The following is a 14,169-nucleotide window of genomic DNA, read 5'->3' as shown; positions in this document are numbered from 1 at the left end:
CTGCAGCATGGCGGCCCGCCGTTTCCGGATGACGTCCTCTCAGGGGAATAATCGTTTCAATGATGTCTGCGCAGGCGAGTCCTCCGGGCGGCCTCAGAGACCCCCTAGGACCGCCCTCTGCCCCGGATTTCCGGCCTTTTCATTGGGGTGAGGTTGAACCGGCGGGGTGCGGCGGATAGAGTGCCGGCTCCATTCCAGCCAAGTGACGGGGCACCATGGCCAATCCAACGCATCTCAGCCTGCGCAAAGCGATCATCGCGGCTTGTTTGAAGATGAACGAGCTGGGGATCAATCAGGGCACCTCCGGCAACATCTCAGCCCGTATCGAGGGCGGATTCTTGATTACGCCCTCCGGCATTCCCTACGAGAAGATGAAGCCTGAGCAGATCGTGGAGATGGACCTCGGCGGCGGCTACTTCGGCGATTACCTGCCGTCGAGCGAGTGGCGGATGCACTACGACATCTACCTGAACAAGCCGGAAGCCGGGGCGGTTGTGCACACGCACTCGATCTACTGCACGGCGCTCGCTTCTCTGCAGGAACGCATTCCGGCCTTCCATTACATGATCGGGGTTGCCGGCGGCACCAACATCCGCTGCGCCGACTATGCGACCTTCGGAACGCAGGAGCTTTCGGGCAACATGTTGAAGGCACTGCAGGGGCGCTCGGCCTGCCTTCTGGCCAACCACGGGATGATCTGCTTCGCCAAGGATCTCGACAAGACCCTGTGGCTGGCGGGCGAGGTGGAGACCTTGGCCCAGCAGTACTGGATCGCACGTCAGGTGGGTAAGCCGAACATCCTGAACAAGCGCGAGATGAACAACGTGCTGGCCCGCTTCAAGAGCTACGGAAAGCAGACCAAGGACCTCCCCAAAGGCGAGGCTATGGCCGTTGAACCTCCGCCGCGCCGCGACAATCCGAAATCCGCAACCAACGGTACCTCCGCCAAGCGTGGAGCCAAAAAGCCCGCCGGCAAGGCAAAGCGCCAGCCGGCGAAGCGTGCGGCCAGGACTGCCAAGTCCAGGCAAGAACCGGCGGCATGATCGCGGCATGATCACTGTCTTCGGGTCGTTGAGTGCCGACCTCGTCACACAGGTGAAGCACCTGCCGGCACCCGGGGAGACGGTGACCGGCCCGGCCTACACGGTGGTGCCCGGCGGCAAGGGCGCGAACCAGGCGCTGGCGGCGGCGCTCGCGGGCGCGCCGGTGCGTTTCATCGGCTCTGTCGGCAATGACGGTTTTCGCGATCTCGCGCTCTCCGGCATGCGCGACGGCGGCGTGGACCTGAGCCTGGTCGCCGAGAGCCCGGAGCAGACCGCCTGCGCGTTCATCGCCGTCGATGCCGCCGGCGAAAACCTGATCTTTGTTGCCAGCGGCGCCAATCTCGACAGCCGGGCCGAACAGCTTGCTGCGGCCGGGCTGACCCCGGGGGACGTTCTGCTGCTGCAGATGGAAGTCACCCATGCGGAGAACTGGAAGGCGGTCGAGATCGCCAAGGCGAAAGGGGCGCGCGTCGTCCTGAACCTTGCGCCGGCCGGTCCGATCCCGGAAGCGACGCTGCGCCAGCTCGACGTTCTGGTGGTCAACGAAACAGAGGCGGGCCAGCTTGGCGCGCAGTTGGGCATCGCGGGGAGCGACCCTGAAGCGATCGCCGAGAAGATCGCCGCCGACTTCAAACTGGACTGTATCGTCACCCTGGGGCCCGCCGGTGCGCGCTCCTTCGGACCCTCGGGCCGGTTCTCGGTGCCGGCCCTGGCGATCGAGGTGGTTGACACCACCGCCGCCGGCGACGCCTTTGTCGGCGCCTTCGCCGCCGCCCTTGCCGGGGATCAGACGATGGACCGGGCCCTGCGCCAGGGCGCCGTGGCGGGCAGCCTGGCCTGCCGGTCCGTGGGCGCGCAGCCCAGCCTGCCCAAAGGGGCCGAGATCGTCGAACAGCTTTCCGAACTGACCTGACGGCACAACGGTCGATGGACGAAACGTCGGCCGGTCAGACGCCGACGTCTCTCTCGTGGCTGATGGAGTAGACCAGCACCTGGGTGACGGAAATGCCGTCCTCCGACAGCGGCAGGAAGATCGTGCTTTCCTTGCTGAGGCGGCCTTCCGGCGTCACGTAGGCGTTCGGGTCGTAAAGGAAGGTCCGGTTCTTCCGGACGAACTCGTAGGAATCGATGACATCTTCCAGAGTCGGCCCCCAGAAGCCTTCTTCGATGCGCTTGCCGGTGGGATCGTGGCCGCGCAGGGTGACCTCGGCCGTACCGACGACCCGGTAGCGGTAGATGCCGACCCCGCTCGCGTCCAGGCCTTCGACATCGACCAGCAGAATGCCCGGCAGATGCCGGACGAAGTCTTCAGGGGCGATATCGGCGCGCCGCGGCATCGCACGGTTGCCGCACTTCTCTTCCCAGTAGCGGAAGATCTCCGCGACCTCCTGCGGGCAGCGTTCCAGGAAACTGCGCGCGGATGGCGATGGGTGCGGCACGGCCTTTTCCCCTCGGGGTTTCGTCTCTCTCCAGCGTGGCCGAGATTAGGGGAAGAAACCTAAACAATTCGAAATAGTCAGAACGTTTTGTTTGACGGGCCAGGCGGTCTTGAGCCGCCGGTCGAATGTCTGCGGATCCCATTCGCCGATGGCTCCCGGCGCGGGGCAGGCGCCCTAGGCCCAGAACGCGGCAGTGCTGGCGCGCTATGCCGCGGGCGTCAACGAGATGTGGAAGACAACCTTCGGCCAGGACTTGCGCCGGGGCGAATTGACGGCTAGAGGCTTCAGCGCACGCTAGCTTTGGCCGGTGGCTCCAGCCTCACGGTGCTCCGATAACGACGTCACCACGTCCGCGTAGAGGGCGAGCGCTTCCTCGCCTTTGGGCGAGAGGGCATAGATGCCGCGGTCGACCCGATGGAACCAGCCGTAGACGTCGCGCTGCAGGATGCGCTGGGCGGTGGCAAGGGCGGTTGCCTCCGCCACCGCGGCGGCCTTGGTCGGGCCGTTTTCGCGCAGCAGCACGGCGCAGCTCAGCGCGGCCTGGCGGTAGGCGGTGACGATGGGCCGGCGCGTCTGTCCGCCGGTGTTCGGGTCGCCGACCCTGTGGGCGAACTCCTTCAGCAGCAGACCCTGGCGCTTGCGGTTGGGGCGCGGTTGGTAGGGCAGGGGATCCAGCAGCGGCTCCACCAGCGGATCCTTGCCGCCGCTTGCTTCGTGGACCGCCAGCAGCCCCAGGCCCAGACGGCGGCAGAGCTTTCGGATGCCGCGGCGTTCGCGGCGCCACAGGCTGCCGCGGGCGGGCGCGGCCGCCACACCCACGGCCAGATAGACATGATCGCTGAGGGCCAAGCGGTCGATGCCCTGCAGCACCAGCGGCAGGGTGAAGCCCGTCTTCAGCTCCACGATAACAGGCGGTTCCGCGCCGCGCCGGGCGACCAGGTCGCAGCCGCGCACCTCCGCCTTCACCACGTAGCCCTGGCCCTCGAAGAAGGCTTTGACGGGGGCGTAGAGATCTTCTTCCTTGGCGAATCCCACGCCCGCGAGTCTAGCGCCTGAGGCCTGGGCGGGCCAGAAGAGGGCTCAGGCCGTCAGCGCACGGTTCCACGGCATGAGGCCCAGCAGCTTGGCCATGCCGCAGGTGCCGGAAAGGCCGGCGAAGGTGAGGCCGGCGCCGACGAAGCCGGACAGCGCGAAGAACCAGGGCGAGAGGGCGAAACCCAGAACGACGCCCAACAGCACCATCAGGCCCGCGGTGATCTGCACCTGACGCTGCATGGAGATCGGCACCCGGCGGTTGACCAGAGTGGTCATGCCCGCCGTCTTCCAGCCGGTGAGCCCGCCCTCCAGCTGGCAGACCGAGGCGAAGCCGGTCTCCAGGATGCGCGGTGCCGCCTCCGCCGTACGGCTGCCGCTGGCACAGTGGAAAATCGCGACCTTGTCGCGGGCGCCGGGGAAGTCGGCCGCGTCGAAACCGGACAGCGGCACGTGATGCGCTCCGGGAATATGTTCCCGGGCGAACTCGTCGCTTTCGCGGATGTCGATGAGGACGGCCTGATCCTTGTCCAGCATGGCTTTCGCCGCCGCGGCGCCGATGGTCTTCAGTGTCTGCATTTTCCGGATCTCCTTAGCCTGCGTCCTGCAGCGCGCCGGACTCTGTGTCTTCCGTCTGCTCCCGGCTGCCGCGGCAGAAGAGGTCGTAGAGCACGGCGATCACCGCCCGTGCCTCCCGCCCGTTCAGCCGGTAGTGGATCTGCTGCCCCTCCCGCCGGGCCGCGACCAGGCCGTCCTTGCGCAGCAGGGCAAGCTGCTGCGAGACCGCTGCCTGGCGGAGCCCCAGGGTCTCGGCCAGACGCCCGACCGTCTTCTCTTCCTCCGCCAACTGGCAGAGGATCATCAGCCGGTTCTCGCTGGACAGCGCCTTCATCAGATCGGCCGCCCTGGTGGCGGATTGCTGCATCTCTTGAATATTCATATATTCGTATATATGAAGATAATGGGCTTCGGTCAAGGCCGGCTGGGCTGCCGGGCGCATGGCCGGGATTGTGGCCGCCGGTGCGGGCAGGCTATGGAAGAGGCAGGGAGCGGCCCCGATATCAGGGGCTCCCCTATATCAGGGACTCCCCTATATCAGGGACTCGACGAGCGATTCGGCCAGGGAGTGCAGCGATGAACAAAGCGGCCAGCCGGCCGGAGGTGACGGCGTTTTTCGACGAGGCGACCTTCACGGTCAGCTATGTGGTGGCCGAGGCCGGCGGAGAGCGCGCTGCCATCATCGATTCCGTCCTCGACTACGATCCGAAATCCGGGCGCCGCTCGACCGCCTCGGCAGACCGGATCGTGGATTTCGTGCGCCAGCAGGGCCTGGGCGTCGACTGGATCCTGGAAACCCATGTCCATGCCGACCATCTGACGGCCGCCCCTTACCTGCAGCAGCAACTGGGCGGGACCATCGGCATCGGCGCCGAGGTCTGCCGGGTGCAGGAGGCGTTTCGCAGCGTCTACAATCTGGACGGCGGCTTTGTCGCCGACGGCAGCCAGTTCGATCATCTGTTCCAGGACGGCGAGCGCTTTGCGATTGGCGGTCTGACAGCAGAGGTCCTGGCGACGCCGGGCCACACGCCGGCCTGCATTACCTACCTCATCGGCGATGCCGCCTTTGTCGGCGACACCCTCTTCATGCCCGACTACGGCTCGGCGCGCACCGACTTTCCCGGCGGTGACGCGCGCCAACTCTATCGCTCGGTCAAACGCATTCTCGCGCTGCCGACCGAGACGCGGCTGTTTCTCTGCCACGATTACAAGGCGCCGGGGCGCGATGTCTTCGCCTGGGAAACCACCGTGGCCGAGCAGCGGGCGAAGAACATCCATCTGCACGACGGGGTGGGGGAGGAGGACTTCGTCGCCCTGCGCGAAGGGCGCGACGCCGGGCTATCCATGCCGGTGCTGCTGCTGCCGGCGGTGCAGGTGAACATGCGCGCCGGTCACCTGCCGGAACCGGAAGACAACGGAATCTCGTACCTGAAGATCCCGGTCGACGGCCTCTGAGCGGCAGGTCAGGCGCCGGACCAAAAGAAAAGGGGCCGGTCGATGACCGGCCCCGGAGCGCATTGGTTCAGTCTGCGTTTAGAAGCCCATGCCACCCATACCGCCCATATCGGGGGCGCCGCCGGGCGTGGCCGGAGCCTTGTCCTCCGGCTTCTCGGCGACCATGGCTTCTGTGGTGATCAGCAGGCCCGCGATGGAGGACGCATCCTGCAGGGCTGCGCGCACCACCTTTGTCGGGTCGATGACCCCGTCCTTCACCAGGTTGGTATAGCGGCCGCTCTGGGCGTTGTAGCCGGACTGCTGGTCCTTCTGCTCGCGCACCTTGCCGACGACGATGGAGCCGTCGGCACCGGCATTGACCGCGATTTGGCGTAGCGGCGTTTCAAGCGCCTTGCGCACGATGCGGATGCCGACCTTCTGGTCCTCGTTGTCGCCCTCCAGCTTGTCCAGCTTGGCGGCCGCCCGCAGCAGGGCAACGCCGCCGCCCGGAACGATGCCTTCCTCGACCGCGGCACGGGTCGCATGAAGCGCGTCGTCGACGCGGTCCTTGCGTTCCTTTACCTCGACCTCGGTGGCGCCGCCGACGCGGATCACCGCCACGCCGCCGGACAGCTTGGCCAGCCGCTCCTGCAGCTTCTCGCGGTCGTAGTCCGAGGTGGTCTCCTCGATCTGCGCCTTGATCTGGCTGCAGCGGGCCTGGATGTCGCTCTTCTTGCCGGCGCCGCTGACGATGGTGGTCTCGTCCTTGGTGATGATCACCCGCTTGGCGCGGCCCAGCATGTCCAGGGTGACGTTCTCCAGCTTGATCCCGACGTCCTCGGAGACCGCGGTGCCGCCGGTCAGGATGGCGATGTCCTGCAGCATGGCCTTGCGCCGGTCGCCGAAGCCGGGGGCCTTGACCGCCGCCACCTTCAGGCCGCCGCGCAGGCGGTTCACCACCAGGGTCGCCAGGGCCTCGCCCTCCACGTCCTCGGCGATCACGAGCACCGGCTTGCCGGACTGCACCACCGACTCCAGCAGCGGCAGCATGGACTGCAGCCCGCTGAGCTTGGCCTCATGAACCAGGATGTAGGGGTCTTCCAGCACCGCCTGCATCTTGTCGGCATCGGTGACGAAGTAGGGCGAGAGGTAGCCGCGGTCGAACTGCATGCCTTCGACCACTTCCAACTCGGTCTCCAGCGACTTGGCCTCTTCGACCGTGATCACGCCCTCGTTCCCGACGCGCTCCATGGCCTCGGCCAGCATCGCCCCGACCTCGGCATCGCCGTTGGCCGAGATCGTGCCGACCTGGGCGATCTCATCGTTGGAGGCGATTCTGCGGGAGCGTTTCTGCAGGTCCGCAACCACAGACTCCACGGCGCTGTCGATGCCCCGTTTCAGGTCCATGGGGTTCATGCCGGCCGCCACCGCCTTTACGCCCTCGCGGACGATCGCCTGGGCCAGCACCGTGGCCGTGGTGGTGCCGTCGCCGGCGATATCGCTGGTCTTGGATGCGACTTCGCGGACCATCTGGGCGCCCATGTTCTCGAACTTGTCCTTCAGTTCGATGTCCTTGGCGACGGTCACGCCGTCCTTGGTCACCCGCGGGGCACCGAAGGACTTGTCGAGAACGACGTTGCGGCCCTTGGGACCCAGGGTGACCTTGACCGCATCCGCCAGAACGTCGACGCCATGCAGCATGCGCTCGCGGGCGTCGGTCGAAAACTTGACGTCTTTTGCAGCCATCTTGGGATGTTCCTCCGTGTTTGGGTGGCGCCTGTTGTTAGCCCGAGGGGGCTCAGGCCGCTTTCTTGGAAGCCTTGGTCTTTTCGAGGACGCCCATGATGTCGGATTCTTTCATGATCAGGAGGTCTTCACCGCTGATCTTCACCTCGGTCCCGGACCACTTGCCGAAGAGGACGAGGTCGCCGACCTTGACGTCCGGCGCGATCAGCTCGCCTTTGTCGTTGCGCGCGCCGGGCCCGACGGCAATCACCTCGCCCTGGCTGGGCTTCTCCTTGGCGGTGTCCGGGATGATGATGCCACCGGCGGTCTTCTCCTCCTCGTCGACGCGGCGGACGACGACCCGGTCATGCAAAGGTCTGAATTTCATCGAACTTTCCCCTTGTTGGATGTGGACTGGCACGATCTTAGCACTCTCCTCGCAGGAGTGCTAACGTAGGATGCACTTGGGAATTCGAGCGCCGGCGTCAAGAGCGCCGCTGGGGCTATTTTTCGGCACCCTGTGGGGGCGTCAGGCCGGGATGATCGCGCCCTTGGTCCGGATCACCCGTCCGGCCAGCGCATGGCCGGCGGCGGCGGCCTCTTCGGCGCCGGCGCCGCCCAGGCGTGCCGCGAGGTAGGCGCCGTTGAAGGAGTCCCCGGCGGCGGTGGTGTCCACCGGCTGCGCGACCGTTTCGCCGGCGACCCTTGCCTGCCGGTCCTTAAGACTGACAAGGCAGGGTGTGGCGCCGCACTTGACCACCACTTCGCCGACCCCCAGGCCGTGTAGCCGCTGCGCCGTCGCTTCAGGCGATCCGTCGCCGAACAGTGCGGCCTCGTCTTCGTGGGTCGGCAGGGCGATGTCGGCCAGCGACAGCGTGCGCCGCACGGCTGCCTGCGCTTCCGCCCTGTCGCGCCAGAGCCGCGGGCGGTAGTTGGTGTCGAAGGCGATGCGGCTGCCGCTGCCGCGCAGGGTCTCGAGCAGCCGGTAAAGCCGCTCCCGGCTGTCGGCATCGAGGATGCCGAGGGTAATGCCGGACAGATAGATCAGGTCGAAGCCGGAGAGCGCCTCGGCCAGGCCGCCCGCCCGCTCCGCCCGCAGCATCTCGCGGGCAGCCGCGGCGCTGCGCCAGTAGTGGAAGGTCCGCTCCCCCTGCCCATCGGTGCGGATGATGTAGAGGCCCGGCAGGCGACCGGCGAGGCGTTCGACGAGCCCGGTTTCCAATCCCTCGCGCTGCCAGGCGGCGATCATCTCGGCGCTGAAGGGGTCGTCGCCCAGGGCCGTGACGTAGGAGACCTTGCCGCTGCCCGGCGTCAGGCTGCGCGCCAGGTATACCGCAGTGTTCAGGGTGTCACCGCCGAAGGTGCGCTGCATGGCGGCGGCGCCGTCGTGGTTCAGGCCGCCGCCTTCGAGGCTGCCGGTGCTCTCAGAGAGTTCGATCATGCACTCGCCGAGGCTTGCGATGCGCAGCATGGGAAGGACGCCGCCGTGCTGTTGAAGGTCTGCCCTCCCTGCCGGGCGTACCCGTCAGGAACAACGGCCTAGGCAATAGCGGCTGGCTTGGCGCAGGGCAAGCGCGGCGGACCCGATGGATCAGCCGCAGATGTGGGATGTCAGGCGGCGCGGATGTCCGCTGCCGGCGCAGGGCGCAGGCGCCGGCGGCCAAGAGCGATCGCAGCGACCAGATCCTCTTCGGTCAGTCCGTCGCGTTTCAGCACCGCCTGAATGACTGCATCGCGCAGCATCTCCTCGATCGCGGGCTCTCCCTGAATCCAGGCGGAGCCGGCACCGGCACTGTAACGAACTGCGAAGGGATTGATCATGAAGTCTGCCTTTCGAAGAGTTGGCTTCCGGGGAGCGCTATGCTCAAGGGTCACTGTTCGACGCGTTGGTCACCCTGAGAAGAGACAGCCATTCGCAAGCAAAGCTTCCATCGCGAACCACTTTCGACATAGTGGACCATAGGTATGAGAATGATCTGATCTATTTGTGACAATTTGACTGCTGCCCTTGGTTGTGGCCGTGGTCCAAATTTGCCCACAAAAACAATACCAGAAAACAACCGAAAATTGAAAACCGATTCTTCGGGTCTTGCGGTCCGCGGCCTCCCGTCCCGGCTGCCCGCGGGCAGCGTCGCCTGTGACAGAATTGTCATGCCGCGGAAAGATGTCTCTAACAAAGGCGGGTTAGCGTCATCTCCGTTAGCGCCGATGCAGGGCAGGCGGCCAAAGCGGCCTGAAGCGCAGTTCGCTGGCGCCCGGCGGTCGGTTCTCCGCCGCAGCCGGCAGCAGCCTTGGCCCCGGTCTTTGGGTCGTGCGACGACAGAACGTCAGTATCCGGTTCACCCCCCAACCGGAACTCCCCCGTACGATTTGCCCGTACGGGTACCCGGGTCCCAGGCCGGTGTGCAGGTGCGAACAGCAGCCTGCATGGCATCCTGGGCCTCACAGTGGTTTAGATCCCTAGCCAACTGGCCGGGCTCTCCGATTTCGGGGTGGCCCGGCTTTCTTTTTTCCACGGCTCCCTCCGCAGCCACCGCTTCGCATCATTCGGTCCCCAGGGAGTCCCCCGAAGGCGCGCGAATTTCATCTGGCGCTTCTGGGCGAGCATGGTAGCGTAGGCGCTTGGACGCAGCGGATTCCGGGCCTTACCGGCCGGATCTTGCACTGCGGAATGAAGCGAAGAACAAGAACTCAGGCGAGGCATCTTCATGGTACGCACTCTGACGGCCGCGGCGGCGGCCTTGCTCGTTTCGACCTCCCTTGCGGCGACCGCCGCGGTCGCCGACGACATCAAGCCGGCGGTCGTCTTCGACATGGGCGGCAAGTTCGACAAGTCCTTCAACGAGGGCGTCTTCAACGGGGTTGAGAAGTTCAAGAAGGAAACCGGCGTTTCCTACCGGGAGTTTGAGGTCACCAACGAAACCCAGCGCGAACAGGCGCTGCGGCGCATGGCCCAGCGCGGCGCCGACCCGATCATCGGGGTCGGGTTCGCCCAGGCGCCGGCCCTCGAAAAAGTGGCCAAGGAATTTCCGGACACCCGCTTTACGATCATCGATTCCGTCGTCGACCTGCCGAACGTCCGTTCGGTGGTGTTCAAGGAGCACGAGGGCTCCTTCCTCGTCGGCATGATCGCGGCGCTGAAGTCGGAGTCCGGCAAGGTCGGCTTCGTCGGCGGCATGGACATTCCGCTGATCCGCAAGTTCGCCTGCGGCTACGAGCAGGGCGCCAAGCACGTGAGCGGCAACACCGAGGTCCTGCAGAACATGACGGGCACGACACCGGCCGCCTGGAACGATCCGACGCGCGGGTCGGAGCTTGCCAAGAGCCAATTCGACCGCGGTGTCGATGTGATCTACGCGGCTGCCGGCGGCACCGGCGTCGGCGTCTATCAGACCGCCAAGGACAGCGGCAAGTTCGCCATCGGCGTCGACTCCAACCAGAACCACCTGCAGCCGGGCACCATGCTGACCTCCATGCTGAAGCGCGTGGATGTCGCGGCCTACAAGGCGTTCAAGGACGCCCATGACGGCAGCTGGGCCCCCGGCATCCAGGTGCTGGGTCTGGCCGAAGAGGGTGTGGGCTGGGCGCTCGACGAGTACAACAAGGACCTGGTCTCGGCGGACATGATGGCAAAGGTGGAAGCCGCGGCCGCGGACATTGTTTCCGGCAAGCTCAGTGTCCACGACTACATGAGCGACAACAGCTGCTCCTACTAGGCGCAGCCGTCGTCCAGGCTTGATCCACCAGGCTTGATCCACCAGGCTTGATCCAGATGTCCGGACCCGAACACGGCAGGAACTGACCTCTCGGCTTCCTGCCGTGGCTCGGGTGCGTTTTCTGGGTGCTGCCGCCGCCGGCCCGGGAACGACCCTTGTCTCATCAACAAGAAAGCCAGGAACAGCATGCGGGCCCGCCGGGGGACGCCGGCGCCGCGCCGGCCATCGAGCTGCGGTCCATCAACAAGGCTTTCGGACCGGTTCAGGCCAACAAGGACGTCTCGCTGAACATCCGGCCGGGGTCGATCCACGGCATCATCGGCGAAAACGGCGCCGGCAAGTCGACCCTGATGAGCATCCTCTACGGCTTCTACGAAGCCGACAGCGGCGAGATCCTCATTGCAGGCGTGCCGACGCGGATCCGCTCTTCCAACGATGCCATCGCCGCCGGGATCGGCATGGTCCACCAGCACTTCATGCTGGTCGACAACATGTCGGTCGTTGAGAACATCATGCTGGGCGCGGAGTCCGGTGCGATCCTGACGTCCAGCGTCGCCGCCGCGCGCGCCGAACTGGAACGTCTGGAACGGGACTACGATCTGGAGGTCGACCCGGATGCCCTGGCCGGCGACCTGCCGGTGGGCCAGCAGCAGCGCGTCGAGATCCTGAAGGCGCTCTACCGCGGCGCCGACATCCTGATCCTCGACGAGCCGACCGGCGTGCTCACGCCGCAGGAAACCGATCAGCTTTTCCGCATTCTCGATTCCCTGCGCCAGCAGGGGGTGACCATCGTCCTGATCACCCACAAGCTGCAGGAGATCATGGCGGTCACCGACCATGTCTCCGTTATGCGCGGCGGCGAAATGATCGCCCACCGCAGGACCGGCGAGACGAGCAAGGAGGAACTGGCCGAGCTGATGGTCGGACGCAAGGTGCTGCTGCGCGTCGACAAGGCGGCACCCCAGGCCGGCGAGACCGTTCTGGCGCTGGAGAGCCTGACCTTCGTGGACCGCGTCGGTGTGAAGCGGGTCGACAATGTCAGCTTCTCGGTGCGCGCCGGAGAGATCGTCGGCATTGCCGGCGTTTCCGGCAACGGTCAGAGCGAGCTTCTGGATCTGCTCTCCGGCATCCGCCCGATCAGCGCCGGACGCTTCGCCATGATGGGGCAGATGTTCTCCGCCGCCCATCCGCTCGACCCGGCCACGATGCGCGACCTCAAGGTGGCCCATGTGCCGGAGGACCGGCTGCGCAGCGGCCTCGTGCGCACCTTCGCCGCCGAGGAGTCGGCCATCCTCGGCTACCACAACGATCCCGCCTACAACGGCCGCGTGCTCATGAACCAAGAGGTGATCCACGAAGACTGCGCCCGGAAGATGGCGGACTTCGACGTGCGGCCGCCCAACGCCAGCCTGAAGACCGCCAACTTTTCCGGCGGCAATCAGCAGAAGCTGATCCTGGCGCGGGAGATTTCGCGCGGGCCGCGCCTGCTGCTGGTCGGTCAGCCGACCCGCGGTGTCGACATCGGCGCCATCGAGTTCATCCACCGCAACATCATCGCCATGCGCGACTCGGGCTCCGCGGTGCTGCTGGTCTCCGTGGAGCTGGAGGAGATCATGTCGCTGAGCGACCGCATCGTCGTGATGTTCGAAGGGCGCATCGTCGGCGAGCTGCCGGCCCACGAAGCCAACGAGCGCCTGCTCGGCCTGATGATGGCCAACGCGGCGCCGGAGCGGGGCGAAGAGGCGCAGCCGGCAGCCGCCGCGCCGGAGGCCCCGGGCGCATGAGCGCGGCGCCGGGCAGCATTCCGCGCTGGGTCGACATCGGGCTTATCCCGCTGGTCAACATCGCGCTGGCCTTCTTCGTCTCCGGCATCATCCTCTGGACCATCGACGTCGATCCCTTCGCCGCGGTTGAGATCATCCTCTTCGGCGCCTTCGGCTACGACGAGGCGATCGGCTATACGCTCTACTACACCACCAACTTCGTCTTCACCGGCCTGGCGGTCGCCGTCGCCTTTCACGCCGGGCTCTTCAACATCGGCGGCGAGGGCCAGGCCTACATCGGGGGCCTCGGCGTCGGCCTTGGCATCCTGCTGGTCGACTCGACCCTGCCCTTTGTGCTGATCCTGCCGCTCTCGATCCTGCTGGCCGCGGCCTTCGGCGCCGGCTGGGCGGCGATCCCGGCCTATCTGCAGGCCTACCGCGGCAGCCACATCGTCATCACCACCATCATGTTCAACTTCATCGCCTCGGCGCTGATGGTCTACCTGATGGTGAACATCCTCATTCAGCCGGGCTCCATGTCGCCGGAAAGCCGCGAGTTCGCGCCCTCCGGCCATCTCCCCTTCATACACGAGGTCTTCGGCTGGTTCGGCATGCAGGTGACGCCCTCGCCGCTGAACCTCTCCGTCGTCTGGGCGGCGATCTGCTGCGTGCTGGTCTGGGCCTTTATCTGGCGGACCCGCTGGGGCTACCAGATCCGCACCGTCGGCGCCAACGAGACCGCGGCGATCTATGCCGGTATCGACCCGCGCCGCGTGATCATGCTGGCCATGGCGGTCTCCGGCGCGCTGGCCGGCTTCGTCGGCATCAACGAGGTGATGGGCGTTCACCACCGCCTGCTGCTGAACTTCACCGCCGGCTACGGCTTCACCGGCATCGCGGTCTCCCTGATGGGCCGCAACCACCCCGTCGGCATCGTGCTCGCCAGCCTGCTCTTCGGCATGCTCTACCAGGGCGGCGCGGAACTGGCCTTCGAGGAGCCGAAGGTGACCCGCGAACTGGTGGTGACCATCCAGGGCCTGGTGATTCTCTTCTCCGGCGCCCTGGCTTTCATGATGAAGGGGCCCATCGAGCGGGCCTATCTGCGCATCGCCGGCGGCTTCCAGCGCCCGGCGGGGCAGGAGGGCTGATCCGTGGAAGGGCTGCTCTTCAACCTGCTGCTTTCCATCGACGCCACCTTCCGCGTGGCAACGCCGTTGGTACTCTGCGCCATGGCCGGGCTCTTCGCCGAGCGCTCCGGCGTCATCGACATCGGCCTGGAGGGCAAGATGCTGGCCGCCGCCTTTGCCGCGGCTGCGATGGCGGCGGTCACCGGCTCCGCCTGGCTGGCGCTCGGCGCCGGTATCGTCGTCTCCGTGGCGCTGGCCCTGCTGCACGGTTTTGCCTGCATCACCCACCGCGGCAACCAGGTGGTCAGCGGCGTGGCCATCAACATCCTGGT

At 66.2% G+C, this 14,169-nt stretch carries 14 protein-coding genes and 1 pseudogene; 7 read left to right on the top strand and 8 right to left on the bottom strand.

The features are described 5' to 3' along the window. Window positions 1-215 precede the first annotated feature (215 nt). Both Q0982_RS12795 and Q0982_RS12790 read left to right on the top strand, forming a co-directional pair. Window positions 216-1,043: a class II aldolase/adducin family protein gene (locus Q0982_RS12795; protein WP_299396136.1), complete on the top strand. Its 828-nt coding sequence runs from the start codon at window positions 216-218 to the stop codon at window positions 1,041-1,043. A 7-nt stretch (window positions 1,044-1,050) separates the two neighbouring features. Then, entirely contained in the window at window positions 1,051-1,956 is a 906-nt protein-coding gene (locus Q0982_RS12790; protein WP_299396134.1) for a ribokinase, read from the top strand. Window positions 1,957-1,990: 34 nt separating this feature from the next. On the opposite strand, the gene Q0982_RS12785 is transcribed toward Q0982_RS12790, so the two are convergent. The 4 genes from Q0982_RS12785 to Q0982_RS12770 all read right to left on the bottom strand — a co-directional run bounded on the left by Q0982_RS12785 (window position 1,991) and on the right by Q0982_RS12770 (window position 4,439). Further along, a complete protein-coding gene (locus tag Q0982_RS12785) occupies window positions 1,991-2,482 on the bottom strand; it encodes a PAS domain-containing protein (protein ID WP_299396131.1) in 492 nt (163 codons plus the stop codon). A gap of 294 nt (window positions 2,483-2,776) precedes the next feature. Then, complete coding sequence (locus Q0982_RS12780) at window positions 2,777-3,517, bottom strand: DUF2161 family putative PD-(D/E)XK-type phosphodiesterase (protein WP_299396128.1); 741 nt, start codon at window positions 3,515-3,517, stop codon at window positions 2,777-2,779. A 45-nt stretch (window positions 3,518-3,562) separates the two neighbouring features. Further along, window positions 3,563-4,093, bottom strand: a complete 531-nt coding sequence (locus tag Q0982_RS12775) for a rhodanese family protein (RefSeq protein WP_299396126.1) — start codon at window positions 4,091-4,093, stop codon at window positions 3,563-3,565. A gap of 13 nt (window positions 4,094-4,106) precedes the next feature. After that, a complete protein-coding gene (locus tag Q0982_RS12770) occupies window positions 4,107-4,439 on the bottom strand; it encodes a helix-turn-helix transcriptional regulator (protein ID WP_299396123.1) in 333 nt (110 codons plus the stop codon). Between the two features lie 209 nt (window positions 4,440-4,648). Here Q0982_RS12770 and Q0982_RS12765 point away from each other — a divergent pair, with 209 nt between their 5' ends. Beyond that, entirely contained in the window at window positions 4,649-5,527 is an 879-nt protein-coding gene (locus tag Q0982_RS12765) for an MBL fold metallo-hydrolase (protein WP_299396121.1), read from the top strand. Between the two features lie 78 nt (window positions 5,528-5,605). On the opposite strand, the gene groL is transcribed toward Q0982_RS12765, so the two are convergent. The 4 genes from groL to Q0982_RS12745 all read right to left on the bottom strand — a co-directional run bounded on the left by groL (window position 5,606) and on the right by Q0982_RS12745 (window position 9,052). Next, window positions 5,606-7,252 (bottom strand): chaperonin GroEL, encoded by a 1,647-nt coding sequence (gene groL, locus Q0982_RS12760; protein ID WP_299396119.1) that lies wholly within the window; start codon window positions 7,250-7,252, stop codon window positions 5,606-5,608. Between the two features lie 52 nt (window positions 7,253-7,304). Beyond that, on the bottom strand, window positions 7,305-7,619 hold the full coding sequence (groES, locus tag Q0982_RS12755) for a co-chaperone GroES (protein ID WP_299396117.1): 315 nt from the start codon (window positions 7,617-7,619) through the stop codon (window positions 7,305-7,307). Window positions 7,620-7,760: 141 nt separating this feature from the next. Then, a complete protein-coding gene (locus Q0982_RS12750) occupies window positions 7,761-8,702 on the bottom strand; it encodes a sugar kinase (RefSeq protein WP_299396114.1) in 942 nt (313 codons plus the stop codon). Between the two features lie 140 nt (window positions 8,703-8,842). Then, window positions 8,843-9,052, bottom strand: a complete 210-nt coding sequence (locus Q0982_RS12745; RefSeq protein ID WP_299396111.1) for a hypothetical protein — start codon at window positions 9,050-9,052, stop codon at window positions 8,843-8,845. 887 nt (window positions 9,053-9,939) lie between these two features. Here Q0982_RS12745 and Q0982_RS12740 point away from each other — a divergent pair. From Q0982_RS12740 to Q0982_RS12725, 4 genes and pseudogenes are all read left to right on the top strand, one after another. Beyond that, entirely contained in the window at window positions 9,940-10,947 is a 1,008-nt protein-coding gene (locus Q0982_RS12740) for a BMP family protein (RefSeq protein WP_299396109.1), read from the top strand. Window positions 10,948-11,102: 155 nt separating this feature from the next. After that, a complete protein-coding gene (locus tag Q0982_RS12735) occupies window positions 11,103-12,731 on the top strand; it encodes an ABC transporter ATP-binding protein (RefSeq protein WP_322097016.1) in 1,629 nt (542 codons plus the stop codon). Beyond that, on the top strand, window positions 12,728-13,858 hold the full coding sequence (locus Q0982_RS12730) for an ABC transporter permease (RefSeq protein ID WP_299396107.1): 1,131 nt from the start codon (window positions 12,728-12,730) through the stop codon (window positions 13,856-13,858). The genes Q0982_RS12735 and Q0982_RS12730 overlap by 4 nt, the downstream gene beginning before the upstream one ends. Window positions 13,859-13,861: 3 nt before the next feature. After that, window positions 13,862-14,169 (top strand): annotated as a pseudogene (locus Q0982_RS12725) (ABC transporter permease); the annotation flags it as partial.

It is taken from the genome of Pelagibius sp., from assembly GCF_028281305.1.
Classification (GTDB): domain Bacteria; phylum Pseudomonadota; class Alphaproteobacteria; order Kiloniellales; family Kiloniellaceae; genus Pelagibius.
The sequence above is the reverse complement of the archived record's forward strand: the minus strand, read 5'-3'. Positions and strand labels throughout refer to the sequence as shown.